Source organism: Cupriavidus consociatus, from assembly GCF_017814975.1.
GTDB classification, from domain to species: Bacteria; Pseudomonadota; Gammaproteobacteria; order Burkholderiales; family Burkholderiaceae; genus Cupriavidus; species Cupriavidus consociatus.
Map to the genome: position 1 here is coordinate 61,169 of NZ_JAGIQA010000001.1, position 26,578 is coordinate 87,746.

A 26,578-nucleotide genomic window follows, 5' to 3' on the forward strand; every position below is an offset into this window, starting at 1 on the left:
GCTGGCGAACCGCGCCATTGAAGTCGTTCGGGGCAGGCGCACGCGGACTCCCGCGCGGCGCCACGCGTGGCGCCAGATACTCGATCCATGCCGGTCGCGCCTCGGCCAGGCGGGCGCGGATTGCCTGGCGTGGACACTGCCGGTGACGGCCTGGGTGGCCGTTCGCTACGCGGAGCAGGGCGGGCAGGTGTACCCGGTGGTTCGCCAGTTCTGGTGTCGCCGCGGATGGCCGCGCCGGCTTGCTGCTGAGCGCTCGCAAGAGCGCGCTGGTGAGAACGCCCGGTTACAGGGATGCACGGACACCCCGGGGCTACTTGCTCCGGTATTGTATCACGTACGCAGTTGCAGCATTGCCCCCGCGAACACAGGCAGCCGGTGAGGCAATGGCGCCTTGTGCAGTGCACGGTCCGTGGGATGTCTGGTGACGCGTGAATCACCTGGTGTGTCCGGCATGCCTTGGTATTTGCCCCGTATGAGCTAGAACTAACTCGTACGGCCGCCTGCAGTCAGCTGGGCCGGAATCTCGCAAGGAGACTGCCATGGAACTCCATCTGGATTCGCACCGCTACGTCCGCTGCACGCCGGACTGGCGGGCCGCGGTGGTGGCCGGGCTGATCGCCGGCGCAGTCTACATGGTGCTTGAACTGCTGACGGCGCGCTTCCTGATGTACCAGGGCGCCTGGGGCACGGTGAAAATGGTGGCGGCCATTATCCTCGGTCGAGAAGCGCTCTCCGCCGATGCCTTCAACTGGACCGTAGTGCTGTCGGCGGGCACCGTTCATTTCGCACTGTCGATCATACTTTCGGCAGTGCTGGCGATGATCCTGTCGTCATTCCGGCTCGATTCCAGCATGGGGCTGGCGTCGCTGGTCGGCATCGTGTTCGGCGTGGTGGTCTACCTGATCAATTTCTATGTGTTCGGCCGCTATTTCAACTGGTTCGACGAGGCGCGCGGGTGGGAAAGCCTGTTCGCCCACGCACTGTTCGGGCTGGTCGCGGCGGATGTGTACGTCAATCTCGAGCGGCGCCGCGGCGACACCGCCGGCCCGCAGCAGGCCTGAGAAGGCCTGTCTGGTGCCGATGCGCCGGCCGTCTCCAACCGGCCGGCGCCTTCAGCTAGCCCATCTGGTTGATATGACGTTTGGCGCCCCCGCACTACGCTAGAGGCAAACGACCATAGCGGCCGCCGCCAACGTGCCTTGTGGACGGCCACACCGGAGTGCCCATGCGGGTCGCAATCGTCAGTACCGAGACAACCGGGCTCACGCCAGTGGACGAGCCTGTCAGCATCGGCCTGCTGCTTGTCGAAGTAGCGCCGAGGGCGGGCAGTCTCGTGCGCGAAATCACTGACTACTACGGTTCGCAGGAGCCCACCGTGCCGATCAGCGAGGCTGCTACCGGCATGCATGGCCTGACCGCAGAGATGTTGCGCGGGCAGCGTTTCGATGTCGGCGCAATTCGTGCCATCGTCGAGGATGCCGACGTGCTGGTCGCCCATGGGGCCGAGTTCAATGTCCGCATGCTGGAAAAAGTGGTCCCCGAGATACAGCGCAAGCACTGGCGCTGCTCGGTGCGCCAGGTGCGCTGGTCCCAATATTTCCATGCACCCAACCACAAGCTCGATACGCTGTGCGAACACCTGCGCATTTTCCGGCCCCGGCCGCAGATCGCGCTGGACGATTGCCTGGCGCTGTCCAAGCTCCTGTTCCAGCAGATGGGGGCGGTAGGCCAGGCCACGCCGATGGGCTTCCTGCTGGCCCAGCCGGACTATGTGCCGCGGACTGCCGTGCAGGGCGCGGCGGCGTTCCCGGCTAATGTGGCGCCGCCAGCGCCCGTAACGCCACCACGAGACGGTGGTCCTGGCTGGCTGCCGCAGGTCGACCAGCAACACGACGGTGCCAGCCGCGGCCTCGTGCTGGCCGCCGTGCTGCTGGTGCTGACCGCGGCCGCGCTGCTCTGGCCCGACATGATGCCGCGGTGGTGAGCTGGCCCGACGCAGTCAGGCAGCATGGGCGGGCAGAAAAGAAAAACGGCCCGGACATCGCTGTCCAGGCCGTGTTCCTTGAAGCCAAACTTAAAACTGGTCGGGGCGACATGATTCGAACATGCGACCCTCTGATCCCAAATCAGATGCGCTACCAGGCTGCGCTACGCCCCGAAGCCGGCGATTGTAGCGCGTACTGGCGGGGCCGGTCAATCTGGCGAGCGCGGCACATGGCGGCGCGCGTGCGGTCCACGGGCACGCTCCCCCTTTTGGCGGGGGGGCACTTTGGCTTGACTTGGGTTTGCGCGCTGCGATAATCCGCACACCGCTTTAGTCCGACCGGCGTGATGTTGGGAATGCTGGTTTGCAGATTCCTTCCGGACTGGCCTGATCACCATAACAAGAACGGCGCTCCCTGTCCTGGCGAGCGCCTCGGCGCGTTGGTTTTGCCGGTGGCAATGCCACGGCGGCCCGACACAGGGTATGCGGCAATCGATGACAACGGTCCGGCACAGGACCGGCATAAGAAGGGTAAAGGCGGCGCCTGGCGGGGCACCGTTTGTCGCCTTGGACGGGAATGAAGATGTTTCAGTCGCATATTGTGGTGCTCATCGCAGGGCTTTTTGCCTTGCAGATGGCGGTGGTTTGCGTCGTATTGCGTCGATCCGCGGGCATGGGCCGCAGTGGCCTGACGTCGTGGGCGCTGGGCAATGTCGCCGCGGCAATCGCCTCGGTGCTGGCTGCGGTGCAGGACGCGCGCCCCGCGTGGCTGGTGCCGGACGCAACCGATCTCGCGTTGCTGGCTGCGCTCGCCTTGATGGCGATCGGTGCCCGTCATTTTGCCGGCCGCTCCGGCAAGAGCGGCTTGCTGCTGGGGACCTGCCTGGCTGGCGCGGTCGGCGTGGCATGGCAGGTCGTGGCACCCGGCATTCCCGAGGCGCCGCTGGCAGGGCTGCAGATGGCGCCGCTGCTGACGGCATGCCATATCGGCTTGCTGCTCGATGTGGCCCGCAGCATCAGCCCATCGGCGCGCACCTCCCGCGGCATCGGGCGCCTGGCCGCCGCTTCGCTGGTGCTGATCGCCGTTGCCGTGGCCGCGACCAACGCCTGGACCATGGCCTTGCCGGTTGCCGCGCTGGTGCAGGACGGGGCCTGGCCGCGGCCATTGCCCTGGGACGGCGAACTGGCCATGCTCAACGTCTTCACGCTGGTCGGTCTCTCTGTCAGCTTTGCGTTGATGGCGCACGACCGGCTCCGGCGCATGCTGGAGCGGCGCGCGCGGCATGACGACCTGACCGACGTGCTGTTGCGCAGCGCCTTCTGGGAAGCGCTCGAACAAGCCTGCCTGCAGGCCGAGCGCCAGCGCAAGACGTTGACCGTGGCCTTTGTGGACCTGGACCACTTCAAGGCGATCAACGATGTCTATGGCCACCTGGCGGGCGACAGCGTGCTGCGGCACTTCGCCGGGCTGCTGCGGCGTACCAGCGGCCCGCACGACGTACTCGGACGACTGGGCGGCGAAGAATTTGCCATCGTCATGCCCGATACCGGGATGGAAAATGGCCGGCTGGCCTGCATGCGGCTGGCGACCGCCGTGCGCGCGAGCCCTTGTCCTTCCGAGCCCGATGCAATTGCCTACACGGTAAGCATCGGTCTGGCCACGCGCAACCCCGGGGAGGGCGCCGACGCGCTGATGCGCCGCGCCGACCGCGCCCTGTATGACGCCAAGCTCAAAGGCCGCAACGGTGTATCGATGAACCCGGTTGCCGGCAATCATGCGCCGGCGGCCGGCCGCTACGTCACCCGCGAGAACGAGCGCCTGGCATCCTGAACGCCGCCGATCCGCACTGCGGGCCGGCGCTGCGGTAGAATGCACGCCTTTGCGTCCTTAGCTCAGTTGGATAGAGCACTCGCCTTCTAAGCGAGCGGTCAGAGGTTCGAGTCCTCTAGGACGCGCCAGTCAAGGGTTTGCGAATAGTTTGCAGCTAACTCATAGGCAGAGATCCTGGCATGCAGTGCTTTTCGATACTGTCTCTCAACCGCCAGGGTACGGCACATCAGAATCAAAAACCACGTAGGCTGCTCCATCGGGAATTGCCTGGCTTTTACAGCTCGCATGTGCCTGATTTGTGCGCGAATCTCCTCGCGTAGTCTACGGATACGGTCATCCACCGGGGTGATCTCCCGTTCTATCATGGCATCCCGCCGCTCTCTTGCCCGGTCCTCTGCGGTGTAGAACATTCCGTCCATCGCGCTGCTCCTGTAGGTGACTGCATGGTGAACTGCATCATCCATTCCCGAAGTAGCCGAGAGTCGCAAGCACCGCAACGCCCGCAGCACATCTTCATCAGACCACCTTGCAGCCGAGGCTGCATACCGTCGCCGCTATCCGTTGCGCGCGGGAACGTTCATGCCGAACTTGCCACCGACGCGCGAGAGAGCAGTAGGAAACGGAACCGTTGTGCGGTTTCTACATGGCCGCCAGAGGCAGCATATTGGGTCATTGATGATCGTAAGAAGGCATTCCAACGCCACACCGGGATCCTGACGCCACCATTTCGCTTGGCTGTTTGAGGAACTGTCGCGGGCCTGCTTGCTGGTCGCTTTTGAAAACGGGATGAAAAGCGGATATCCTCACCGCTGTTCCGATACCCTTATCCATCGTGCGATACCTGGTCCGCCGGCATTCATGGTTTGCCGGCCTGCTTCTGGCAGTGTTCCTGTCAGTCCAGCTGGCAACGGCCGCCTATGCCTGCATGGCAGGCACGCGGGCGCTCGAGGACACATCGCAGCAGCTAACGATGGCGGGAATGGAAGGGATGGGGCGCTGTCCCGACATGGCCAGCACGCCCGACCAGGACGCCAGGCAATTCAATGGCGAGAAGGCGCTTTGCATGGGCCACTGCCAGGCCGATACCAAGCACGCCGATCACCCTGCACCGCAGGTTCCTGCGTTCATCCCGGTTCTTGTCAATATCGTCGTCGAGCCACCCGTGGAGCTGCCGGCGCCGCTTCTCGCCATGCGCGCCAATGCGCAGCCGCGCGCTCCACCACCGCCGCACGCCATACTTCACTGCTGTTTCCGCACCTAGCCTCCGCAGCCACGCCACTTTCTTGTCGCTCCCGCGATCGCGGGAGCGGTGGTCGTCGCTTACGGAGGCTTTATGTCGTTGCCGCCTTGCCTGAGGTGGACGCTGCAATGCGCGTCCACCCTTGGCATGTTGATGTCGCTTGCCGCGCCATTGCATGCCGCCCCTGCCTTGTCCATTGAAGAAGCCGCTACACTCGCCACGGCGCGCGCCCGCGATGCCGAGAACACGCACGGTGCCGTCGAATCTGCCGTGCAGATGGCCGTCGCGGCCGGCAAGTTGCCCGATCCGGTACTGAAATTCGGCCTGAACAACGTCCCGACAGATGGTCCGGACAAGTTTTCGCTGAGCCGCGACTCGATGACCATGCGCTCCATCAGCGTCATGCAGGAGTTCACCCGCGCCGATAAGCGCCGCGCGCGCATCGCCCGCTTCGAGGCCGAGGCCGCATCGGCCGATGCCCAGCGCGTGCTTGGCGTGACCAATGTCCAGCGCAACGCCGTTGCGGCCTGGATCGACCGCTGGTACGCCGAGCAGGCTGCCACCTTGCTCGGCCATCACAGTCATCCCCTGGCCCTGACGCTCGAAGCGGCGAACGCAGCCTATCGCGGTGGGCGAGGCACGCGCGCGGACGTGCTTTCGGCCCAGCTCGAAATCCAGAAGCTGCGTGACCGCGAGAGCGAGAACCAGGCCGCGCTCGACGCCGCCAACGTCAATCTCTCGCGCTGGATCGGCGCCGATGCCGCGCGGGCATTGGGGGCACCCCCGGCGTTGTCGGTGCCGGACCGCGTTCAGCAACTTGTCGGCACCCGTTACGACGGCGTGCCGGAAATCGCCGCCGCCCGGCGCGAGGTCACGCTCGCGGAGAGCGAGGTGCGCATGGCCGATGAAGCGCGCAGGCAGGATGTCACGGTCGAGCTGATGTACAGCCAGCGCGGGTCGGCCTATTCGAACATGGCTTCGGTCAACGTGAGCTTTCCGCTGCCGTGGGACCGCGCCAACCGGCAGGACCGCGAAGTGGCCGCGCGGCTGGCGCAGGCCGACGCGGCGCGCGCCAAGGCGGAAGTCGTCCAGCGCAATACCGATGCGCTGGTAGGTGCGCGCGTGGCGGAACTGCGGCGCAACCTGGAACGCCTCAAGCGCTATGACGAGGCCACCTTGCCATTGGCCAATGCCCAGGCCGAAGCCGCGCTGACGGCCTATCGCGCCAATACCGGGTCGTTGCTTGCCGTCGCGGAAGCCAACCATCGGGCCATCGACACCGCGCTGCAGCGAGTGGCCCTCGAGCAGCGTACGGCCAAAATCTGGGCCGACCTGACCTACCTGGTGCCGTTGCCGACCGCGCAAACGGTATCGACCAACAAGGACTCCAGATGAACTCCCGACTCAAGATCGCAGCGGCGTGCCTGGTCATGGTCGGCGCGGCGGGCTATGCCGGCTACCGCCTGGGCGCCTCGCAGCCGATGACGGCATCGCCGCAAGCCGAAACGGCGGCCAAGGCCGGCAATATCGATCCGCAAACCGGTAGAAGGGTCCTGTACTGGCATGACCCGATGGTGCCGGGCCAGCGCTTCGACAAGCCCGGCAAATCTCCGTTCATGGACATGCAACTGGTGCCCGTCTATGCCGACGGCGACGGCGGTAGCCATAGCGGCGTCACGATCGACAGCCGCGTGGCCCAGAACCTGGGTATCCGCACTGCAGAAGTAAAGGCCGGGCGCATCGGCGCCGTGCTGGAAGCACCCGGGAGCGTATCGATCGATGAGCGCAGCATCCGGGTGATCCAGGCACGCACGACAGGCTTCGTGCAGCATGTCGGCGTACGCGCGACGCTGGATCCGGTGCGGCGCGGCCAGACCCTCGTCAGCCTGTATTCGCCGGACTGGGTGGCGGCGCAGGAGGAGTATCTGGCGGTATCGCGCCTGCCATCAGCCGTGCAGGGTGAACTTGCCGGTGCGGCAAGAGCGCGCATGCTGCAGGCGGGCATGACACCGGCACAGGCCGATGCCGTGGCCCGTTCGGGCAAGGTGCAGCCGGCGCAGGGCATACCCAGTCCGCTCGATGGCGTCGTGACCGAGATCGCCGTGCGCGAGGGCATGACGGTGTCGCCCGGCATGACGCTTTTCCGTCTGGCCGATCTCAGCCAGGTGTGGGTGATCGCGGAGGTGCCCGAAGCACAGTCGCGGCATGTCGTGCCCGGCGTGGCCGTCGCGGTGTCGACACCTGCCGCGCCGGAGCCGGTGGCCGGAAAGGTCGATGCCATCCTGCCCGACGTCAATGCCGCCACGCGCACCATCAAAGTCCGCATCGTCCTGCCCAACAAGGAGCGCCGGCTGGTGCCGGGCATGTTCGCCAGTGTCCGTTTCGACAGCGCGGATCGCCAGGACGTGCTGCAGATTCCGTCCGAAGCCGTGATCCATGCAGGCCAGCGCAGTATGGTCATGGTCGACGCGGGACCACAGGGCTATGTACCCACGGAGGTCCGCACCGGTCGCGAATCCGGCGGCATGGTCGAGGTCATTGCGGGGCTGCGTGCCGGACAGCGGGTCGTGGCCTCGGGCCAGTTCCTGATCGACTCGGATGCCAGCCTGCGCGGCACGCTGGGGCGTATGACACCAGCCAGCGATGCATCGGCGCCTGTCGCCGCCGCAACGGAGCACGAGGGCACGGGCCGCATCGAGTCGGTGAACGCGGACGGACTGACCATCTCCCATGGGCCGGTTTCCTCGGCGCAATGGGGCGCGATGACGATGGACTTCGCAACGCAGGATGCGTCGTTGCTCAAGGGGCTGAAGCCGGGCGACCATATCCGCTTCCATTTCCGCCTGGACCAGGATGGCGTGGCGACGCTATCAGGCGTGGAGCCGGCAGCCACAGACGGAGGCAAGCGATGATCGCGCATATCATCCTGGCGTCGATACGCAACCGCTTCCTTGTGCTGCTGGCTACGGTCATGCTGACGGCCTGGGGGCTGTGGGCGGTGGGAAACACGCCGCTCGATGCATTACCGGATCTGTCCGACCCCCAGGTCATCATCCGCACGCCATTTCCGGGGCAGGCGCCGCAGCTGGTGGAGAACCAGGTCACGTATCCGCTGACCACCGCGATGCTGTCGGTCCCCGGTGCGAAGACGGTGCGCGGTTACTCGTTCTTCGGCGATTCCTTTGTCTACGTGCTGTTCGAGGACGGGACCGACCCGTACTGGGCGCGCTCGCGCGTGCTGGAATACCTGAACCAGGTGCAATCGCGCCTGCCGGCGGCGGCCAGGCCCGCGCTGGGCCCCGATGCCACCGGCGTGGGCTGGATCTACGAGTACGCCCTGGTGGATCGCACCGGCCGGCACGACCTCGGCCAGTTGCGCGCGTTGCAGGACTGGTTCCTTCGCTTCGAACTGAAGTCCCTGCCCAATGTGGCGGAAGTCGCATCGCTGGGCGGCATGGTGCGGCAGTACCAGATCGTGCTGATGCCGGATCGAATGCGCGCCTACAACCTGTCGCAAGCGAAGGTGCTTGCGGCGCTTCGCGGCGCCAACCAGGAGGCGGGCGGATCGGTGCTGGAACTCGGCGAAGCGGAATACATGGTCAGGGCATCCGGCTATCTGAAGACGCTCGACGACTTCCGGCAGATTCCGATCGAAACCAGCGGCGCGGGCATCCCGGTACGGTTGGGCGATTTCGCCACGATCCAGCTCGGCCCCGAGACGCGGCGCGGCCTGTCCGATTTCAATGGCGAGGGAGAGGTGGCGGGCGGCGTCATCGTCATGCGCTCGGGCAAGAACGCGCTGGAAACCATCGATGCCGTCAAGACGAAGCTGGAGACGCTCAGGAAGAGCCTGCCTGCCGGCGTCGAGATCGTGACCACCTACGATCGCTCCGCACTGATTCACCGCGCCGTGGACAACCTCAGCCACAAGCTTGTCGAGGAATTCATCGTCGTGGCGCTGGTTTGCCTGGTCTTCCTGTTCCATCTGCGTTCGGCGCTGGTGGCCGTCGTGTCGCTGCCGCTTGGCGTGCTCGCGGCGTTTCTGGTCATGCGCTACCAGGGCGTCAATGCCAACATCATGTCGCTTGGCGGCATCGCCATTGCGATCGGTGCGATGGTGGACGCGGCGGTGGTCATGATCGAGAATGCGCACAAGCACCTGGAGCACTGGCAGGCCCGGCACCCCGGCGAGTCATTGGCCGGGGCGGAGCGCTGGCGCGTGATCGGACACTCCGCGGCCGAAGTGGGCCCCGCATTGTTCTTCTCCCTGCTGATCATCACGCTCTCCTTCGTGCCGGTGTTCACGCTTGAAGCGCAGGAGGGCCGCCTGTTCTCGCCGCTGGCCTTTACCAAGACGTACTCGATGGCCGCTGCGGCCGGGCTGTCGATCACGCTGGTCCCCGTGCTGATGGGCTTCATGATTCGCGGACGCATTCCGGCGGAAGCGGCGAACCCGCTCAATCGCTGGCTGATCCGCCTCTATCAACCCATGCTGGCGAAGGTGCTTGCGTATCCGCGCGCGACCATTCTGGTAGCAGCCATCCTGCTTGCGGCTACGGCATGGCCGATCCTGCGGACCGGGGGGGAGTTCATGCCGCCGCTCGATGAGGGAGACCTGCTCTATATGCCGTCCGCCTTGCCTGGCCTGTCGGTGGGCAAGGCGGCGCAATTGCTGCAGCAGACCGACCGGCTGATCAAGTCGGTGCCCGAAGTGGCCACCGTCCATGGCAAGGCGGGGCGTGCGGACTCGGCCACCGACCCGGCTCCGCTCGAGATGTTCGAGACCACGATCCAGTTCAAGCCGCGCGAGCAGTGGCGTGCCGGCATGACGCCCGACAAGCTGGTCGAGGAACTCGATCGCGTCGTGAAGATGCCGGGCCTGTCCAACATCTGGGTGCCCCCGATCCGCAATCGCATCGACATGCTGGCCACCGGCATCAAGAGCCCGGTGGGGATCAAGGTGGCCGGCGCGGACCTGAAGGAGATCGACCGGATCGCCACGGCAATCGAGCAGGCCGTGAAGACCGTGCCCGGTGTCACGTCGGCGCTGGCAGAACGCCTGACCGGCGGGCGCTATATCGATGTCGACATCGATCGCGTGGTCGCCGGCCGCTACGGGCTCAATGTTGACGAGGTGCAGAGCATCGTCTCCTCGGCCATCGGCGGCGACAACGTTGGCGAGGTTGTCGATGGTCTGGCTCGCTTCCCGATCAACGTGCGGTACCCGCGCGACTATCGCGATTCGGTCGAAACACTGCGCAACCTGCCCATCGTCACCGACCGCGGCCAGCAGATCGCGCTGTCCGATGTGGCGCGGATCCAGGTCGCGCAAGGACCGCCCATGCTGCGCAGTGAAAACGCGCGGCTGTCGGGATGGATCTACGTCGACATCCGCGGGCGCGACCTGCGCTCCGCCGTGCGCGAGATGCAGGCGGCCGTGGCAAAGGCAGTGCCGATGCCCGCCGGCTATTCGCTGAGCTGGTCCGGGCAGTTCGAATACCTGGAGCGCGCCAGTGCGAAGCTGAAGGTGGTGGTGCCGTTCACGCTGCTGATCATCTTTGTGCTGCTTTACCTGATCTTTGGCCGCTTCGATGAGGCGCTCCTGATCATGGGGACGCTGCCGCTTGCGCTGATCGGTGGCTTCTGGCTTCTTTACCTGCTGGGGTACAACCTCTCCGTGGCAGGCGTGGTCGGTTTTATCGCGCTGGCGGGCGTGTCCGCGGAGTTTGGCGTCATCATGCTGCTCTACCTCAAGCACGCCTGGCAATACCGCGAGGCACACGGCGAAACGGATAGCGCCGCGCTGCTGGCGGCCATCCAGGAAGGCGCCGTGCAACGCGTACGCCCCAAGGCGATGACCGTGGCCGTGATCCTGGCCGGGCTGATCCCGATCATGTGGTCACACGGCACAGGCTCCGAAGTCATGCAACGCATCGCGGCGCCAATGGTTGGTGGCATGGTCACGGCGCCGCTGCTATCCCTGTTCGTCGTACCGGCCGTGTATCTGCTGATGCGTCGCCGGCAGACAACGACATTTACCGATGTATCCCAATCCACCATTTTCAAGGAGAAAGCATGAAGAAGTTCCTTAACACCACTCTGGGCGCGGCAGCGCTAGTCGTGGCAATGGGCATGACGCTCCCGGCCAGGGCCGCGAACATGGACGGCATGGACATGAAACCTGCCAGCGGCACAACGAAGGCACCTCAGCCGGTACCGGCCGAGGTTCGCAAGATCGATGCGGCAAACGGAAAGATCACGCTGAAACACGGACCGATTGCCAACCTGGGCATGTCTGCCATGACCATGGCTTTCCCGGTCAGGGATGCGGCCATGCTCAAGGGACTGAAGGAAGGAGACCAGGTATCGGTGACGTTTGACACCATCGACGGCAAGCCCTCTGTGGTGGACTTGCGCAAGTAACGATGACCGCGACAAGGTGGCCGCGATGCACGTCGCGTTGCGGCTCGGCACCTGCAGGGGCTGGATTCAAATACGCCGTATAACAACTTGCTGCACGCCGAGCGCGCACGCTGGCCTATAGTCTGTCAGCCAGCCACCTCATCGGCCCATCGGGGGCCGGGCCCTCACAGGAGATAACGCGTGTCGACCACCGAAACCTATCTGATCGATTCCATCCGCCTCGCCATGGAAAACGTGCGGGAGCGCAACACCTGGCCCTTCGGCGCCGTGGTGGTCAAGGATGGCAAGGTGGTGGCGCGCGCGGTCAACGAGGTGGAGGCCACCTGCGATCCCAGCGCGCACGCCGAAATGCAGGCAGTGCGCGCCGCGAGCCGGGCACTGGGCAAGCCCGACCTGAGCGGCTGCACGGTCTACGCCAGCGGCTACCCGTGCCCGATGTGCCTGACCGCGATGTACCTGGCCGGCGTCGAATCGGTCTACTACGCGTATTCCAACGAAGACGGCGCGCCCTACGACCTGTCCGCGGAACGCGGCTATGTCGAACTGGCGCGGCCTGTCGAACAGCGCGATATGAAGCTGGTCTACCTGCCGGCGCGCGATGAAGGCCCGGACCTCTATGAGGCGTGGCGCGAACGGAAGGACCGCTAGGGCATAGGACCTTCTACCGGATGCCACGCCATGCCTTGTCCGCCCGGCAGCCCGTCAGCGCGCGACTTCCTGTCGCAGGTGCTCCAGCACCCGCGCGGCGCGTGGCGACAGTGGCCACTCGGCACGATGGACCAGCCATAGCGTATCGACCGCCGGCGGGCCGCAGTCGACTACCTTGACTGCCTCCGCATGCGCGAAGGCCTTGCGCGCGTACTGGTGGATCACCGTGAAGCCCAGTCCGCGTGCCACCGGTTCCAGGATCAGGCCGACCTGGTTGCTGAAGCCGCGGCAGGGCAGGCTGCGCACGCCAGGGTTGCCCGGAAAGCGCCTGCCGAACAAGCGGCTTGCCATCGCCTTGCCATCGGGATGGTCGATAAAGCCGATGCGTTCCAGGTCCTGCCACGTGTGCACGTCTTCGTGCGCGGGCACGACCAGTTCCAGGCGCTCTTCGATAAACGGGCTTGCCGCAAGCCGTGCATCGTCCGGCTTCAGCGTGACCAGTCCAAGCTCATAGTGGTTCTGCAGCACGGCTTCCACGACCTCATGGTCCGGTGCGAAGCGATGGCGCACGATCAGCCCGCGATTGGCCTGCTGGAAGGCCAGCAGGATCGGGTACAAGTACAGACCGATGCTGCCCGGCGTGATCAGCGAGACCTCGCCGTTGGTACTGTCGGCATAGGACAGCCGCGCGTTCAGCCGCTCGCCGGCCTTGTCCATCTCGCGACAGTAGTCGAGCAGGGCACGGCCGGCGGGGGTCAGTTCGATGGCGCGCGGCCGGCGGATCAGAAGCGGGCCGAACTGGCCTTCCAGGTGGCGCACATGCTGGCTGACGGCGGCCTGGGTCAGGTCGAGGCGGTCGGCGGTGCGGGTAAAGCTGCCTAGCTCAGACAGGGTGACGAAAGAGCGAAGCCACTGCGGGTTCACCATAATGAATATTTATTGATTCAATAATCGGTACGTTGTTTTCATTATAGCGGGGCGCGCCTACCATCTGGATTCATGCAATGACGCAGGAACCCAACCAGCATGTCTGCCCTGTTTTCTCCGTTTGAACTGAAAGATGTCACGCTGCGCAACCGCGTCGCGATTCCGCCGATGTGCCAGTACAGCGCCGTCGACGGCATGGTCAATGACTGGCACCAGGCGCATTACACCGGCCTGGCCCGTGGCGGCGCCGGCCTCGTGATCGTCGAGGCGACCGCCGTGTCGCCCGAAGGCCGCATCACCCCGGGCTGCACCGGACTGTGGAACGACGCGCAGCAAGCTGGCATGGCGCGCATCGCCGCGGCGATCAAGGCCGGCGGCGCGGTGCCCGGCATCCAGATCGCCCACGCCGGGCGCAAGGCCAGCGCCAACCGGCCGTGGGAAGGCGATGACCATATCGCCGCGGACGATCCGCGCGGCTGGCAGACGCTGTCGCCGTCGGCGGTGCCGTTCGGCGCGCACCTGCCCAAGGTGCCCAGCGCCATGACGCTGGACGACATCGCGCGCGTCCAGCGCGATTTCGTCGCCGCCGCCCGCCGTGCGCGCGATGCCGGCTTCGAATGGCTCGAACTGCATTTCGCGCATGGCTACCTGGCGCAGAGCTTCTTCTCGCGCCACGCCAACCAGCGCGACGATGCTTACGGTGGCGACCTGGCCGGCCGCAGCCGTTTCCTGCTGGAGACGCTGGCCGCGGTGCGCGAAGTGTGGCCTGCCAACCTGCCGCTGACCGCGCGCTTCGGCGTGGTCGAGTTCGACGGTCACGACCAGGAAACGCTGGCCGATTCGATCGAACTGGCGCGCGCGATGCGCGAGGGCGGCCTCGACCTGCTCAACGTCAGCGTCGGCTTTTCCACGCCCGACGCAAAGATTCCATGGGGGCCGGCCTTCCTCGCGCCGATCGCCGGGCGCGTGCGCAGCGAGGCGAAGCTACCGGTCGCTTCGTCATGGGGCATCGACAACCCCATGCTGGCTGACCGTGCCGTCGCCGCGGGAGAGATGGACCTCGTCATGGTCGGCCGCGCGCTGCTGGCCAACCCGCACTGGCCTTACCACGCCGCCCAGCGCCTGCAGGTGCAGAAGCCGTCGTGGGTGCTGCCGGCACCTTACGCGCATTGGCTGGAGCGCTACCAGCTCCAGGCCTGAGTTCAGGCCTGGGCGCGGGCGAAGCGCGGCGGCGTGCCGGCACGTTTCCGCGTTTTGCCGCACAATAACGCCTTGCGCGCCGCACAGGAGCACGCTGGATCACCAGAGGCGGGGTCATCGACCCGCCCGGCAGCGGGCGGCATTCCGTAGAACCCTCTGCAATCCTGTACATGGCCGCCCCACATGCACACGCCGCCGCGGACGCCGTCCGCGGCATTTCGCCTTCCGGCGCCTCGCGCGATGCGAGCACGCCGAATCCTTCTGCCAACCCCGTATCCGCCAGGCCGCCGGCAAGTTCCGGCCGGCTCGCGCTGCTCGCGCTGGGCGTCGGCAGCTTCGCCATCGGCACCGGCGAATTCGTCATCATGGGCCTGCTGCCCGATGCCGCGCGCGACCTCGCCATCTCCATCCCCGAAGCCGGCCACCTGATCAGCGCCTATGCGCTGGGCGTGGTCATCGGTGCGCCGCTGCTGGCGGTGCTGGGCGCACGCTGGCCGCGGCGCAACCTGCTGGTGGCGCTGATGGCGGTGTTCGCGGCGGGCAATCTCGCCAGCGCGATGGCGCCGTCCTACCTGTCGATGCTGGTAGCACGGCTGCTGACCGGCTTTCCGCACGGCACCTACTTCGGCGTGGCCGCGCTGGTCGCCGCGGGGCTGGTCCCGCGCGAGCGGCGCGCGCAGGCGGTAGGGCTGGTGATGCTGGGGCTGACCAGCGCGACGCTGGTCGGCGTGCCGGTCGCCGCCACGGTCGGCACCTGGCTCGGCTGGCGATCGGCCTTCGTGATCGTGGGCGCGCTCGGCGCGCTGACGGCGCTGCTGGTGTGGCGTTGCGTGCCGTTCGCGCCGGCCGACCGGCATGCCAGTCCACTGCGCGAGCTGTCGGCGCTCAGGCGCAAGCAGGTGTGGCTGACGCTGGGCATCGGCGCGATCGGGTTTGGCGGCATGTTCTCGGTGTTCAGCTACATCAAGCCGACCATGCTCGAACTGGCGCACATGCCGGCCGCCGGCATCCCGGTGGTGCTGGCGCTGTTCGGCGTCGGCATGGTAGTGGGCAATCTCGCCGGCGCGCGGCTGGCCGACAAGGCGCTGATGCCGACCATCGGCGGCGTGCTGGCATGGACCGCGCTGGTGCTGGGCGCCTTCACCTTCACCGCGCCGCATGCGTGGCTCGCCGCGGCCAATGTGCTGCTGGTCGGCACCGTGGTGGCACTGGGGCCGGCGCTGCAGATCCGGCTGATGGACGTGGCCGGCGATGCGCAGGCACTGGCGGCCGCGCTCAACCACTCGGCGTTCAACCTGGCCAATGCGCTCGGCGCATGGCTTGGCGGCGTGACCATCGCCGCCGGCTATGGCTGGACCTCGACCGGCTGGGTCGGGCTGCTGCTGGCGCTGGGCGGCCTGGCGATCTATGCCTGGTCGGTGCTCGACATGGACCGCCGCGGGGTTACCGCAACGGCCTGACGTGTCTTGGCCATGGGCACAGTCAACGGCTGGACATGCCCCCGGCGCGCGAGGTTGGAAAACCCGCCAAGAAAAAAGGGCGCCATCGCTGGCGCCCCTGTCGATGCCGGCGCCGCGGCCGGCAGTCCTGCCGTCAGGCGTCCGCGACGCTCGCGCCGACGATATTGAAGCCGCCGTCGACGTAGGTGATCTCACCCGTCACGCCGCTGGCCAGGTCGGACAGCAGGAAGGCGGCCACGTTGCCGACTTCGTCGATGGTCACGTTGCGGCGCAGCGGGGCGGCCTGCTCGAAGTGCCCCAGCAGCTTGCCGAAATCCTTGATGCCCGAGGCGGCCAGCGTCTTGATCGGGCCGGCCGAGATGCCGTTGGCGCGGATGCCGCGCGGGCCGACCGACGAAGCCAGGTAGCGCACGCTGGCTTCCAGCGCGGCCTTGGCCAGGCCCATGGTGTTGTAGTTGGGAACCACGCGCTCGGCGCCCAGGTAGGTCAGCGTCAGCAGCGAGGCCTTGTCCGACAGCAGCGGCAGCGCGGCCTTGGCCAGCGCCGGGAAGCTGTAGGCGGAAATGTCATGGGCGATGCGGAAGCCTTCGCGCGACAGGCCTTCGAGGAAATCGCCGGCGATGGCTTCGCGCGGCGCGAAGCCGATGGAGTGCACCAGCCCGTCGAACTTCTCCCAGCGCTGGCCCAGCGCGGCGAAGGTCGCGGCGATCTGCTCATCGCTGCCGACGTCGCACTCGAACACCATGTCCGTACCGAATTCCTTGGCAAACTCGCTGATCCGGTCCTTGAACCGTTCGCCGACATAGGTGAAGGCGAGTTCGGCGCCTTCGCGCTTGCACGCGGACGCAATGCCATAGGCGATCGAGCGGTTCGAAAGCAAGCCCGTGATAAGGATCCGCTTACCTGCCAGAAATCCCATAAGTTCTCCAAGGTGGTGTATCAGGCACGCTTCCTGCGTCCGCCGTGCGGCCGTGCGCGTGCCCTGGATGTTCTGCGGCCGTTTTATTGCGCCGCGCAGAGGGAATGTCCGGATGGCTGGCGCCACCCCGGACGCATGTAAAATTGTCTCATACTTGGCCCGGCCGCAGAACGCCGGGACCCCAGAGGTCATAGTGGAGGAATCCAACGGGATGCCTATTCAAGCACGTTGGCCGCTTCAGGCGGCATGGCAGTGCTTCCGGCGGGATGCGGTACTGCGGTTCGGGAGGGCGGCCAGGCTGGCGGCGGGGATCTCCCTGGTCTCCCTGGTCTCTGCTCCGGCCATGGCGGCGCATGGATTCGCGCTGCACGGCGACCTGAAGTACGCCGAGAATTTTCCGCACTTCGACTATGTCAACCCCAACGCACCGGCTGGCGGCACGCTCACGCTCGCCAATCCGGACCGGCGCACCAGCTTCGACAAGTTCAACCCGTTTACGCTGAAGGGTACTTCTGCGCCGGGGCTCAATGCGCTGATGTTCGAATCGCTGCTGGTCAGCAGCGCCGACGAGACCGCCAGCGCCTACGGCCTGCTGGCCGAGGACGTCACGGTCGCGCCGGACGAGCTGTCGGTCACCTTCCGCATCCGCCCGCAGGCGCGCTTCGCCAACGGCGACCCGGTGCTGGCATCGGATGTCAAACATTCTTATGACATGCTGATGAGCAAGGCGTCGAGCCCCGGCTACCGCAGCATGTGCACCGACGTGAAGGCGGTGGTGGTGACCGGCGAGCGCACGCTGCGCTACGACTTCAAGCAGCGCAACCGCGAACTGCCGCTGATCGTCGGCGCGCTGCCCGTGTTCTCGAAGAAGTGGACCGCCAAGGTGCCGTTCGAGAAGCTGACCTTCGAGGCGCCCATCACCAGCGGACCCTACCTGATCGAGCGCTACGACGCCGGCCGCGGCATCATCTTCAAGCGTGATCCCAAGTACTGGGGCAAGGATCTGGCGGTGCGCCGCGGCACCTTCAATTTCGCGCGCGTGGTCTACCGCCTGTACAAGGACGAGACCGCCAAGCTGGAGGCCTACAAGGCCGGCGAGTTCGATGCCATCGTCGAGTACCGCGCCAAGAACTGGGCCAAGAGCTACCAGGGCACGCGCTTCCGCAATGGCGAACTGATCAAGACCGAATTCCCGCACCGCAACGGCGCCGGCATGCAGGGGTTCGTGATGAACATGCGCAAGCCGGTGTTCCAGGACGTGCGGGTGCGCCAGGCGCTGATCCTGGCGCTGGACTTCGAATGGCTGAACCGGCAGCTGTTCTACGGCGCTTACAAGCGGCTGGACAGCTGGTTCTCCAACAGCGAGCTGGCCGCCAGCGCCACGTTCGACGGCCGGCCCGGCCCCGGCGAGATGGCGCTGCTGGAACCGCTGCGCGCCGAGCTGCCGCCCGAGGTTTTCGGCCCCGACGTGGTGCAGCCCAGCACCGCATCGCCCCGGTCGCTGCGCGACAACCTGCGCCTGGCGCGGCGCCTGCTGGCACAGGCCGGCTGGACCTATACCGACGGCGCGCTGCGCAACGCCAAGGGCGAACCGCTGGTATTCGAGTTCCTCGACGATGGCGGCGCCATGAGCCGGGTCATCACCACCTATGTGCGCAACCTGGAGAAGCTCGGCATCCAGGTGCACCAGCGCACCACCGACTTTGCGCTGTACCAGAAGCGGCTGGAAGACTTCGATTTCGACATGGTGTCGATCCGCTTCCCCGATTCGCAGAGTCCCGGCAATGAGCTGCGCGACCGCTTTGCCAGCGAGGCCGCCACCACGCCGGGCTCGGACAACCTGTTCGGCCTGAAGTCGCCGGTCGTCGACAAGCTGGTCGACAACCTGCTGCATGCCCACACCCGCCAGGAGCTGATCACGGCCGGGCGCGCGCTCGACCGGGTGCTGATGCACGGCTACTACATCGTGCCCAACTGGTACAGTGCGTCGCACCGGGTCTCGTACCGCAAGGAGCTGGCGTATCCGGAGCGGCTTCCCTATTTCTATACGGCCGAAGGCTGGATCCTGAGCCAGTGGTGGCGCAAGGACGTCCAGCCGCAAGCGCGCTGACGCGTTCAGTGCAGATTAGCTAAAGAAACAAGGACCGGCCGATGCTTGCCTACCTGCTCAAGCGCATCCTGCTGATGATCCCGACGCTGATCGGCGTCATCACGCTGACCTTTGTCGTCATCCAGTTCGTCCCGGGCGGCCCGGTCGAGCAGATGATGATGGAACTGAAAGGGCGGGGCGGTGCCGGCGAAGCCAGCGGTGGCGGCGCCGAATACCGCGGCCGCCGCGGCGTCGACCCGGAGAAGATCAAGGAGATCCAGGCCCTGTACGGCTTCGACAAGCCGCCGCTGGAGCGCTACTTCCTGATGCTCAAGCGCTTTGCCCAGTTCGACCTGGGCCAGAGCTATTTCCAGCACCGCAGCGTGTGGGAGCTGGTCAAGTCCAAGCTGCCGGTGTCGGTCAGCCTGGGTTTGTGGACGTTTTTCCTGACCTACCTGATATCGGTGCCGCTTGGCATCTCCAAGGCGATCCGGGCGGGCAGCCGTTTCGACGTGGTCACCAGCATCGTCGTGCTGGTCGGCTATGCGATTCCGGGCTTCGTGCTGGGCGTGCTGCTGCTGGTGCTGTTCGGCGGCGGCACCTTCGTGCAGTGGTTCCCGCTGCGCGGGCTGACCTCGGACAACTGGGAACAGCTATCGCTGATGGGCAAGGTGATGGACTACCTGTGGCACCTGGTGCTGCCGATCACCGCCTCGGTGGTGGGCAGCTTCGCCGTGGTGACCATGCTGACCAAGAACGCCTTCCTGGAGGAAATCCGCAAGCAGTATGTGCTGACCGCCCGGGCCAAGGGCCTGGGCGAGCGCCGCGTGCTATGGAAGCACGTGTTCCGCAACGCGCTGATCCCGCTGGTGACCGGCTTTCCGGCGGCCTTTATCGGCGCCTTCTTCACCGGCTCGCTGCTGATCGAGACGCTGTTCTCACTCGACGGGCTGGGCTTGCTGTCGTATGAGGCCGTGCTGCGGCGCGACTACCCGGTGGTGCTCGGCACGCTCTACCTGTTCACGCTGATCGGGCTGGTCACGCGCCTGATCTCCGACGTCTGCTACGTGCTGGTCGATCCCCGCATCCATTTCGAGGGCCTGCACCGATGAAACCGTTCTCGCACGCGGTGCCCAACGGCCTGCCGCATTCGCCCTCGCCGCGCCAGCGCGCCTGGCAGCGTTTCCGGCGCAATCGCCGCGGCTACTGGAGCCTGGTGATCTTCGTCGCCATCTTCGTGCTGAGCCTGGGCGCCGAGGTATTGTCCAGCAATCGCCCGCTGATGGTGCGCTACAAGGGTGACTACTACTTCCCGATCGTCAAGACCTATCCGGAGACGACCTTCGGCGGCGACTTCCCTACGCCGGCCGATTATCTCGATCCGTTTATCCGCGACCGCATCACCTCTGAGGACAACTTTGCGGTCTTCCCGCTGAACCGGTATTCGTATGACTCGTTGAACTACTTCGCCAAGGAGCCCAACCCGGCGCCGCCCTCGGCCGAGAACTGGCTCGGCACCGACGACCGCGGCCGCGACATCCTGGCGCGGCTGCTGTACGGCTTCCGCGTGTCGGTGCTGTTCAGCCTGGCGCTGACCGTGATCGGCGTGGTGATCGGCACGCTGACCGGGGCGCTGATGGGCTTCTTTGGCGGCCGCTTCGACCTGTTTTCGCAGCGTGCCATCGAGATCTGGAGCTCGATGCCTGAGCTGTACCTGCTGATTATCTTCGCATCGATCTTCGAGCCCAGCCTGGCGCTGCTGATCATCCTGCTCTCGCTGTTCGGCTGGATGGGGCTGTCCGACTACGTGCGTGCCGAGTTCTACCGCAACCGCTCGCTGGACTACGTCAAGGCGGCGCGGGCGTTGGGCTTGTCCAATGTGCAGATCATGTGGCGCCATATCCTGCCCAACAGCTTGACCCCGGTGATCACGTTCCTGCCGTTCCGCATGAGCGCAGCCATCCTGGCACTGACCAGCCTGGACTTCCTCGGCCTGGGCGTGCCGCCGACCACGCCCAGCCTGGGCGAACTGCTGGCGCAGGGCAAGGGCAACCTCGATGCCTGGTGGATTTCGCTGTCGACCTTCACCGTGCTGGTGGTGACGCTGATGCTGCTGACCTTCATGGGCGACGCGCTGCGCGATGCCTTCGACACCCGCCTGGGCCTGGCCGCGCTGCGTGGCCGGGTTGAACCCAAGGTCCCGGCCGGCGCGCCGACGGGGACCGCACCGGGGGTGACGCCATGAGCGCGTTTTCGTCAGTCGCGCCAGTCCTCCAGGCCGGAGCCGCGGCCGCGCTGGCAGCAGCGCCGGCGCCTGGCTCTACGCTGATGTGCGTGGACAAGCTGTCTGTCACCTTCGGCCATGGCGAACATGCCACCCGCGCGGTGCGCGAGGTCAGTTTCGACCTGCGCGCCGGCGAGCGCTACGCGCTGGTCGGCGAATCCGGCTCGGGCAAGACCGTGACCGCGCTGGCCATGCTGCGTCTGGTGGAAGATGCCTACTACGACGGTGCAATTCGCTTCGAAGGCAAGAACCTGCTCGACGTTTCCGACCGCGAGATGCGGGCAATCCGCGGTGCCGAGATCGCGATGATCTTCCAGGAACCGATGACGGCGCTGAACCCGCTATACACCATCGGCAACCAGATCGTCGAAACACTGGCGCTGCACGAAGGCCTGGACCGCCGCGCCGCGCGCGAGCGTGCCATCGCGTTGCTGGAGCGCACCGGCATCACCGACGCCGCCCACCGTTTCGATAGCTTCCCGCACCAGCTGTCCGGCGGCCAGCGCCAGCGTGCCATGATCGCCATGGCGCTGGCGTGCCGGCCCAAGCTGCTGCTGGCCGACGAGCCCACCACGGCGCTGGATGTGACCATCCGCGCCCAGATCATGGACCTGCTGCGCGACCTGCAGGCCGAATTCGGCATGGCGGTGATGCTGATTACCCACGACCTGAACCTGGTGCGTTCCTTTGCCCAGCGCGTGGGCGTGATGGAGAAGGGCGTGCTGGTCGAGACCGGCGAAACCGCCCAGGTGTTTGCCGCCCCCCAGCACCCGTACACGCGCAAGCTGATCGACAGCCGTCCGAAGCGCGAGGTACTGCCGCTGGTGCCGCTGGCGCCGGTGCTGCTGGAGGCGCGCAACCTCAGCGTCAACTACGCGCGCAAGCGCCGCGGCCTCGCTGGCTGGTTCGGCAAGGACCAGTTCGCGGCGGTCAAGGATGTCGATTTCCAGCTGCGCGAAGGCGAGACCATCGGCATCGTTGGCGAATCCGGGTCGGGCAAGACCACGCTGGCCCATACGGTGCTGGCGCTGCAGCGCAAGGGCGCTGGCACCATCCATTTCCTGGGCCGCAGCTTCGACGACGCCACGCGCAAGGACCGCTGCCAACTGCGCTCGCGCATGCAGGTGGTGTTCCAGGACCCGTTCGGCTCGCTGTCGCCGCGCATGACGATCGAGCAGATCGTCGGCGAGGGACTGGCGCTGCACCAGCCAGGCTTGTCGCGCGAGGCCACGCGCGAGCGCGTGATCGACGCCCTGCGCGAAGTCGGGCTCGACCGCACCGCGCTGGGGCGCTATCCGCACGAGTTCTCCGGTGGACAGCGCCAGCGCATCGCGATCGCGCGCGTGCTGATACTCAAGCCCCAGGTGCTGGTACTGGACGAGCCAACCTCGGCGCTGGACGTCTCGATCCAGCAGCAGGTGCTGGCGCTGCTGTCGCAGTTGCAGCACAAGTACAACCTCAGCTACCTGTTTATCAGCCACGACCTCGCGGTGATCCGGGCCATGGCGCACCGGGTGATCGTGATGAAGGCGGGGGAGGTGGTCGAGACGGGGGAAACCGAGGCGGTGCTCGGTGCACCGCAGCATCCCTATACCTGCAAGCTGATGGCCGCTGCGCAGGTTGGTGCCGCCTGACCGCTGTGCCCTGCAGCATCGCTTTTCACGCCGCCGCCCTGGCGGCGTTTTGATATGCGCAATCCGATAAACAGGATGCGAAATTCGGCCTATATCGTTGATTCGCAAGTCAAATCCGGCGAATTTGTAACGAACTTTGACATGTGAATGACAACCCTTTACCATCCCGCGAGTACTACTTTTGGGGGTGGTGTCTCCTGCGCATTGAATCGTGCACTGCACGTTGATGGTGCATCGTCCGGGCAAACCGGGGCGCAATAGCGTCCTTCCAGCCGGGCGCGGATGTTGCGTAGCGTCCCCCTGTAGTGCCGGCGTGGTGCACACGCCGTACACAGATACCCCAGCAGCCCCGGACTTTGTGCCGGGGCTTGCTTTGGAAACGATCAACGGGAGAACCAATGCAGCGATCGGTACTACATTCCCTGGCGCGCGCCGCCGTCGGAATTGCCATTGCCTGCGGTGCGACTGTGTCGAATGGAGTGCTGGCGGACACGGTGTTCAAGGACGCCGACGCCCGTATCGATGCCACGGCCTCGGCCGCCGACTCGCATGCGGAAGGCAAGCGTGGCTTGCTGTCGTCGATGGTGAATTCCACCAGCAACGTTGCCAGCAAGGCTGGCGACCTCGTCATGAACGCGCTGGGCCTGATCGGCGTGCGTTACCGCTTCGGCGGCAACAGCCCCGAATCCGGCCTGGACTGCAGCGGCTTTGTCCGCTACGTGTTCCAGGACACCTTCGGCTTCATGCTGCCGCGCCGCTCTGTCGAAATCAGCCGTGTCGGCACCAATGTGGCGAGCAGCGACCTGCGTCCGGGCGACCTGGTGTTTTTCAACACCATGCGCCAGACCTTCTCGCACGTCGGCATCTATATTGGCGACAACAAGTTCGTGCACGCCCCCTCGACAGGCAGCAAGATCCGTGTCGACGACATGCGCGCCGCGTACTGGGTGACGCGCTACAACGGTGCACGCCGTATCGAGGACGATGGCAACCGCCGCAGCGAAAGCCTCGGCGATATGGTCGAGACGCTCAAGCGCTACGATCCCAAGGCCGTACGCGCCACCATGTACGGCGGCTGAGCTTCATCGCAACGCCACCAACAAAAAGGACTGCCGCGGCAGTCCTTTTCGTTTGCCCGCGTCCGGCGCCGCTAATGCGTCGCCACCGTGCTGGCCGGCTGCAGCCGCGCCTGCTCCAGCTTCTGCCGCAGCGTGGCCATTGCCGCGGCGGTCGCCTGTTCGCCCGCCAGCACCGCGCGGTTGCGGGCGTTAAAGTCGCTGCCGCTCATGTCGGGCAGCTCGGGGCGGATCACCACGTCGGCGCGCGACAGCGCCATCTTGTTGATCGACTGGCCCATGATCGCGGTGGTCTGCAGCAGCACGCCGCTCTGGCCGGCGTTCTTCTGCGCCGACGGGTCGGCGGAGATATTAACCGCGATGACGAAGTCGGCGCCCATGGCGCGCGCCGAGTCGACCGGCACCGGCTCGACCAGCCCGCCGTCGACGTAGTCGTGCCCCTGGATCGATACCGGCTGGAACACGCCCGGCACGCTGCTCGACGCACGCACCGCCTGCCCGGTATTGCCGCGGCGGAACAGGATCTTCTCGCCGGTCTTCAGGTCGGTGGCGACGATGCCCAGCGGCAGCTTCATCGCTTCGATCGGCCGGTTCTGCACCTGGCGGTTGACGTAGTTCTGCAGTGCCTCGCCCTTGAGCCAGCCGCCGAAGCGGGTGCCGAAAGGCAGGGCCCAGTCGGCGATCGAGGCCTCGTCCATGGTCAGCGCCAGCTTGTTCAGCCGGAAGCCGTCCAGGCCGCTCGCGTACAGCGCGGCCACGACCGCGCCGGCGCTGGTGCCGGTCACCAGGTCGGCGTGGATCCCCTGCGCCTCGAGCGCCTTGATCACCCCGATATGGGCAAAGCCGCGCGCGGCGCCGCCGCCAAGTGCCAGGCCGATCTTGATCGGGCGGGGAGTGGGCGGGACGGCGGGCGTGGTTGCCACCGGCGGCGCTGTGCGCGGGCCGAAGGCGCAGCCCGCCAGCAGGGTGGCCGCGGAGAGGCCGAGGAATTGACGTCGTTGCATGAAGCGGGATCAGTAAATCAGGGGTGGCCGGTAAGGTGACATGTGATGTCGACGATGCTTGATGTTGTATGACGCGGCTTGCGTCGGCATGCCTGTCGACCGGCACGATCTCAGACCGGCGCAAGCATAAATGATTCCGCGCACGACCGGCGCCATGCGGAAGGCGGCGGAGCGTGCTTGTATAATGCAAAGCCTGCACATACCAGCCCGCGCGCGCCGCTGCGCGCGGGCTTTCTTGTTTCTGCCCCTGACCATGACCCAACGCGTCCGCACCCGCTTTGCGCCGAGCCCGACTGGCTTCATCCACCTCGGCAATATCCGCTCCGCGCTCTATCCCTGGGCCTTCGCCCGCCGCATGAAGGGCGACTTCATCCTGCGCATCGAAGACACCGACGTCGAGCGTTCGTCGCAGGAAGCGGTCGACGTGATCCTGGAGAGCATGGCCTGGCTGGACATGGACATCGACGAAGGCCCGTTCTACCAGATGCAGCGCATGGACCGCTATCGGGAGGTCGTGGCGCAGATGGTCGATGCCGGCCTGGCCTACCGCTGCTACATGAGCACCGCGGAACTCGACGCACTGCGCGAGGCCCAGCGCGAGCGCGGCGAGAAGCCTCGCTACAACGGCTTCTGGCGCCCGGAAGAGGGCAAAGTCCTGCCCGAGCCGCCGGCCGGCGTGGACCCGGTGATCCGCTTCAGGAACCCGATCGGCGGCAGCGTGGTGTGGGACGACGCGGTCAAGGGCCGCATCGAGATTTCCAACGACGAACTCGATGACCTGGTGATCGCGCGCCCGGACGGCACGCCCACGTACAACTTCTGCGTGGTGGTGGACGACCTCGACATGAAGATCACGCACGTGATCCGCGGCGACGACCACGTCAACAACACCCCGCGCCAGATCAACATCATCCGCGCGCTCGGCGGCACCGCGCCGGTCTACGCGCACCTGCCGACCGTGCTGAACGAGCAGGGCGAGAAGATGAGCAAGCGCCACGGTGCCATGGCCGTAACCGGCTACCGCGACGAAGGCTACCTGCCGGAAGCCGTGCTGAACTACCTGGCCCGACTGGGCTGGGCCCACGGCGATGCCGAGATTTTCTCGCGCGAGCAGTTCATCGAGTGGTTCGACCTGGAGCACCTGGGCAAGTCGCCGGCGCAGTACAACCCGGAAAAGCTGGCCTGGCTGAATAACCACTACATCAAGGTCGGCGATAACCAGCGCCTGGCCGAATTGACGCGGTCGTTTATCGAAGCGCTGGGTGGCAAGGTGGAAGGTGCCGATCTGGTCGGCGTGGTGGCTCTGGTGAAAGATCGCGCCAACACGCTGAAGGAAGTCGCACAGGCCGCGCTGCTGTTCTATCGCGGCGAGCCGCAGGCGGATGCCGCGCTCAAGGCCGAGCACCTGACGCCGGAGATCCAGCCCGCGCTGGCCGCGCTGTCCGGCCAGCTGGCCGCGCTGCCTGAGTGGACGCGCGCGGCCATCAGCGCGACCTTCAAGGCGGTGCTGGCCGAATTCGGCCTGAAGATGCCCAAGCTGGCCATGCCGGTGCGCCTGCTGGTAGCGGGCCAACTGCAAACGCCGAGCATTGACGCGGTGCTCGAACTGTTCGGCCGCGACACGGTGTTGCGCCGCCTGGGCGCCGGTATCGCCGCGTAAAAAAAATGTCGCAAAAGTCCGTGCCGGGGGCTTGCGCTCCGGGCCAGAGTTGCGCATAATCTCGTTCTCCCTGCAGCGCGGTCCCTGACCAAGCGGGCTGACGGATCTGAAAGGATCCACGCGATCTCCGCACTTTTAGAAAGCAAAGAGAAAAAGCGAAAAAAGTTAAAATGGGAGCTTGCAAAGATTAGTAGTTGAT

General features: G+C 66.0%; 21 protein-coding genes and 2 tRNA genes. 18 read left to right on the forward strand and 5 right to left on the reverse strand.

Going from position 1 to position 26,578, the window contains the following annotated elements:
• Positions 1-539: 539 nt before the first annotated feature.
• On the forward strand, positions 540-1,061 hold the full coding sequence (locus tag J8I82_RS00285; RefSeq protein WP_209753758.1) for a hypothetical protein: 522 nt from the start codon (positions 540-542) through the stop codon (positions 1,059-1,061).
• A 164-nt stretch (positions 1,062-1,225) separates the two neighbouring features.
• Entirely contained in the window at positions 1,226-1,984 is a 759-nt protein-coding gene (locus J8I82_RS00290; RefSeq protein WP_209753759.1) for an exonuclease domain-containing protein, read from the forward strand.
• Between the two features lie 97 nt (positions 1,985-2,081).
• Here the strand turns inward: J8I82_RS00290 and J8I82_RS00295 are convergent.
• Positions 2,082-2,158, reverse strand: a tRNA-Pro gene (locus tag J8I82_RS00295).
• Positions 2,159-2,567: 409 nt separating this feature from the next.
• On the opposite strand from J8I82_RS00295, the gene J8I82_RS00300 reads away from it, so the two are divergent.
• Positions 2,568-3,815, forward strand: coding sequence for a GGDEF domain-containing protein (locus tag J8I82_RS00300; protein WP_209753760.1), 1,248 nt, complete (start codon positions 2,568-2,570; stop codon positions 3,813-3,815).
• 51 nt (positions 3,816-3,866) lie between these two features.
• Positions 3,867-3,943: transfer RNA gene (locus J8I82_RS00305), tRNA-Arg, on the forward strand.
• On the opposite strand, the gene J8I82_RS00310 is transcribed toward J8I82_RS00305, so the two are convergent.
• Complete coding sequence (locus J8I82_RS00310; RefSeq protein ID WP_209753761.1) at positions 3,914-4,234, reverse strand: hypothetical protein; 321 nt, start codon at positions 4,232-4,234, stop codon at positions 3,914-3,916. The genes J8I82_RS00305 and J8I82_RS00310 overlap by 30 nt on opposite strands.
• 413 nt (positions 4,235-4,647) lie before the next feature.
• Between J8I82_RS00310 and J8I82_RS39550 the strand changes: the two genes are divergently transcribed.
• The 6 genes from J8I82_RS39550 to J8I82_RS00340 all read left to right on the forward strand — a co-directional run bounded on the left by J8I82_RS39550 (position 4,648) and on the right by J8I82_RS00340 (position 12,126).
• Positions 4,648-5,076 (forward strand): copper resistance protein, encoded by a 429-nt coding sequence (locus tag J8I82_RS39550; RefSeq protein WP_209753762.1) that lies wholly within the window; start codon positions 4,648-4,650, stop codon positions 5,074-5,076.
• A 72-nt stretch (positions 5,077-5,148) separates the two neighbouring features.
• The gene (locus J8I82_RS00320) at positions 5,149-6,450 is read left to right on the forward strand and encodes a TolC family protein (RefSeq protein ID WP_431831517.1); all 1,302 of its coding nucleotides are present in this window, start codon (positions 5,149-5,151) and stop codon (positions 6,448-6,450) included.
• Positions 6,447-7,967, forward strand: a complete 1,521-nt coding sequence (locus tag J8I82_RS00325) for an efflux RND transporter periplasmic adaptor subunit (protein ID WP_209753764.1) — start codon at positions 6,447-6,449, stop codon at positions 7,965-7,967. The genes J8I82_RS00320 and J8I82_RS00325 overlap by 4 nt, the downstream gene beginning before the upstream one ends.
• Positions 7,964-11,134, forward strand: coding sequence for an efflux RND transporter permease subunit (locus J8I82_RS00330; protein WP_209753765.1), 3,171 nt, complete (start codon positions 7,964-7,966; stop codon positions 11,132-11,134). Before J8I82_RS00325 ends, J8I82_RS00330 begins: the two co-directional genes overlap by 4 nt.
• The gene (locus J8I82_RS00335; RefSeq protein ID WP_431831518.1) at positions 11,131-11,478 is read left to right on the forward strand and encodes a copper-binding protein; all 348 of its coding nucleotides are present in this window, start codon (positions 11,131-11,133) and stop codon (positions 11,476-11,478) included. Before J8I82_RS00330 ends, J8I82_RS00335 begins: the two co-directional genes overlap by 4 nt.
• Positions 11,479-11,658: 180 nt before the next feature.
• On the forward strand, positions 11,659-12,126 hold the full coding sequence (locus tag J8I82_RS00340) for a nucleoside deaminase (protein WP_209753766.1): 468 nt from the start codon (positions 11,659-11,661) through the stop codon (positions 12,124-12,126).
• Between the two features lie 54 nt (positions 12,127-12,180).
• On the opposite strand, the gene J8I82_RS00345 is transcribed toward J8I82_RS00340, so the two are convergent.
• Positions 12,181-13,053, reverse strand: coding sequence for a LysR family transcriptional regulator (locus J8I82_RS00345; protein WP_209753767.1), 873 nt, complete (start codon positions 13,051-13,053; stop codon positions 12,181-12,183).
• 99 nt (positions 13,054-13,152) lie between these two features.
• Here J8I82_RS00345 and J8I82_RS00350 point away from each other — a divergent pair, with 99 nt between their 5' ends.
• The gene (locus tag J8I82_RS00350; RefSeq protein WP_209753768.1) at positions 13,153-14,253 is read left to right on the forward strand and encodes an NADH:flavin oxidoreductase/NADH oxidase; all 1,101 of its coding nucleotides are present in this window, start codon (positions 13,153-13,155) and stop codon (positions 14,251-14,253) included.
• 170 nt (positions 14,254-14,423) lie between these two features.
• Positions 14,424-15,713: an MFS transporter gene (locus tag J8I82_RS00355; RefSeq protein WP_209753769.1), complete on the forward strand. Its 1,290-nt coding sequence runs from the start codon at positions 14,424-14,426 to the stop codon at positions 15,711-15,713.
• 133 nt (positions 15,714-15,846) lie between these two features.
• Here J8I82_RS00355 and fabI read toward each other — a convergent pair whose 3' ends face one another.
• Positions 15,847-16,632: an enoyl-ACP reductase FabI gene (gene fabI, locus J8I82_RS00360; protein ID WP_133096114.1), complete on the reverse strand. Its 786-nt coding sequence runs from the start codon at positions 16,630-16,632 to the stop codon at positions 15,847-15,849.
• A 211-nt stretch (positions 16,633-16,843) separates the two neighbouring features.
• On the opposite strand from fabI, the gene J8I82_RS00365 reads away from it, so the two are divergent.
• The 5 genes from J8I82_RS00365 (at position 16,844) to J8I82_RS00385 (ending at position 23,718) form a co-directional block, all read left to right on the forward strand.
• Positions 16,844-18,742 (forward strand): extracellular solute-binding protein, encoded by a 1,899-nt coding sequence (locus tag J8I82_RS00365; RefSeq protein ID WP_209753770.1) that lies wholly within the window; start codon positions 16,844-16,846, stop codon positions 18,740-18,742.
• A 41-nt stretch (positions 18,743-18,783) separates the two neighbouring features.
• Complete coding sequence (locus J8I82_RS00370) at positions 18,784-19,833, forward strand: microcin C ABC transporter permease YejB (protein WP_133096116.1); 1,050 nt, start codon at positions 18,784-18,786, stop codon at positions 19,831-19,833.
• Positions 19,830-20,966, forward strand: coding sequence for an ABC transporter permease (locus J8I82_RS00375; RefSeq protein ID WP_209753771.1), 1,137 nt, complete (start codon positions 19,830-19,832; stop codon positions 20,964-20,966). Before J8I82_RS00370 ends, J8I82_RS00375 begins: the two co-directional genes overlap by 4 nt.
• 83 nt (positions 20,967-21,049) lie before the next feature.
• Entirely contained in the window at positions 21,050-22,639 is a 1,590-nt protein-coding gene (locus J8I82_RS00380) for an ABC transporter ATP-binding protein (RefSeq protein ID WP_209754386.1), read from the forward strand.
• 398 nt (positions 22,640-23,037) lie between these two features.
• Complete coding sequence (locus tag J8I82_RS00385) at positions 23,038-23,718, forward strand: C40 family peptidase (RefSeq protein ID WP_209753772.1); 681 nt, start codon at positions 23,038-23,040, stop codon at positions 23,716-23,718.
• A 71-nt stretch (positions 23,719-23,789) separates the two neighbouring features.
• On the opposite strand, the gene J8I82_RS00390 is transcribed toward J8I82_RS00385, so the two are convergent.
• Entirely contained in the window at positions 23,790-24,719 is a 930-nt protein-coding gene (locus tag J8I82_RS00390; protein WP_209753773.1) for a patatin-like phospholipase family protein, read from the reverse strand.
• 253 nt (positions 24,720-24,972) lie between these two features.
• Here J8I82_RS00390 and gltX point away from each other — a divergent pair, with 253 nt between their 5' ends.
• Positions 24,973-26,379 carry a glutamate--tRNA ligase gene (gene gltX / locus J8I82_RS00395; RefSeq protein ID WP_209753774.1) on the forward strand — a complete coding sequence of 469 codons (1,407 nt, stop codon included), beginning with the start codon at positions 24,973-24,975 and terminating at the stop codon, positions 26,377-26,379.
• The last annotated feature ends 199 nt before the right edge of the window (positions 26,380-26,578 follow it).

Bases quoted from the DNA above. Each gene is read 5' to 3' on its own strand.
- fabI (WP_133096114.1), bottom strand. From the start codon at position 16,632: ATGGGATTTCTGGCAGGTAAGCGGATCCTTATCACGGGCTTGCTTTCG.
- J8I82_RS00300 (WP_209753760.1), top strand. From the start codon at position 2,568: ATGTTTCAGTCGCATATTGTGGTGCTCATCGCAGGGCTTTTTGCCTTG.
- J8I82_RS00380 (WP_209754386.1), top strand. From the start codon at position 21,050: ATGTGCGTGGACAAGCTGTCTGTCACCTTCGGCCATGGCGAACATGCC.
- J8I82_RS00335 (WP_431831518.1), top strand. From the start codon at position 11,131: ATGAAGAAGTTCCTTAACACCACTCTGGGCGCGGCAGCGCTAGTCGTG.
- J8I82_RS00385 (WP_209753772.1), top strand. From the start codon at position 23,038: ATGCAGCGATCGGTACTACATTCCCTGGCGCGCGCCGCCGTCGGAATT.
- gltX (WP_209753774.1), top strand. From the start codon at position 24,973: ATGACCCAACGCGTCCGCACCCGCTTTGCGCCGAGCCCGACTGGCTTC.
- J8I82_RS00310 (WP_209753761.1), bottom strand. From the start codon at position 4,234: ATGGACGGAATGTTCTACACCGCAGAGGACCGGGCAAGAGAGCGGCGG.
- J8I82_RS00285 (WP_209753758.1), top strand. From the start codon at position 540: ATGGAACTCCATCTGGATTCGCACCGCTACGTCCGCTGCACGCCGGAC.
- J8I82_RS00345 (WP_209753767.1), bottom strand. From the start codon at position 13,053: ATGGTGAACCCGCAGTGGCTTCGCTCTTTCGTCACCCTGTCTGAGCTA.
- J8I82_RS00290 (WP_209753759.1), top strand. From the start codon at position 1,226: ATGCGGGTCGCAATCGTCAGTACCGAGACAACCGGGCTCACGCCAGTG.
- J8I82_RS00370 (WP_133096116.1), top strand. From the start codon at position 18,784: ATGCTTGCCTACCTGCTCAAGCGCATCCTGCTGATGATCCCGACGCTG.
- J8I82_RS00325 (WP_209753764.1), top strand. From the start codon at position 6,447: ATGAACTCCCGACTCAAGATCGCAGCGGCGTGCCTGGTCATGGTCGGC.
- J8I82_RS00320 (WP_431831517.1), top strand. From the start codon at position 5,149: ATGTCGTTGCCGCCTTGCCTGAGGTGGACGCTGCAATGCGCGTCCACC.
- J8I82_RS00375 (WP_209753771.1), top strand. From the start codon at position 19,830: ATGAAACCGTTCTCGCACGCGGTGCCCAACGGCCTGCCGCATTCGCCC.
- J8I82_RS00390 (WP_209753773.1), bottom strand. From the start codon at position 24,719: ATGCAACGACGTCAATTCCTCGGCCTCTCCGCGGCCACCCTGCTGGCG.
- J8I82_RS00350 (WP_209753768.1), top strand. From the start codon at position 13,153: ATGTCTGCCCTGTTTTCTCCGTTTGAACTGAAAGATGTCACGCTGCGC.
- J8I82_RS00330 (WP_209753765.1), top strand. From the start codon at position 7,964: ATGATCGCGCATATCATCCTGGCGTCGATACGCAACCGCTTCCTTGTG.
- J8I82_RS00365 (WP_209753770.1), top strand. From the start codon at position 16,844: ATGCCTATTCAAGCACGTTGGCCGCTTCAGGCGGCATGGCAGTGCTTC.
- J8I82_RS00355 (WP_209753769.1), top strand. From the start codon at position 14,424: ATGGCCGCCCCACATGCACACGCCGCCGCGGACGCCGTCCGCGGCATT.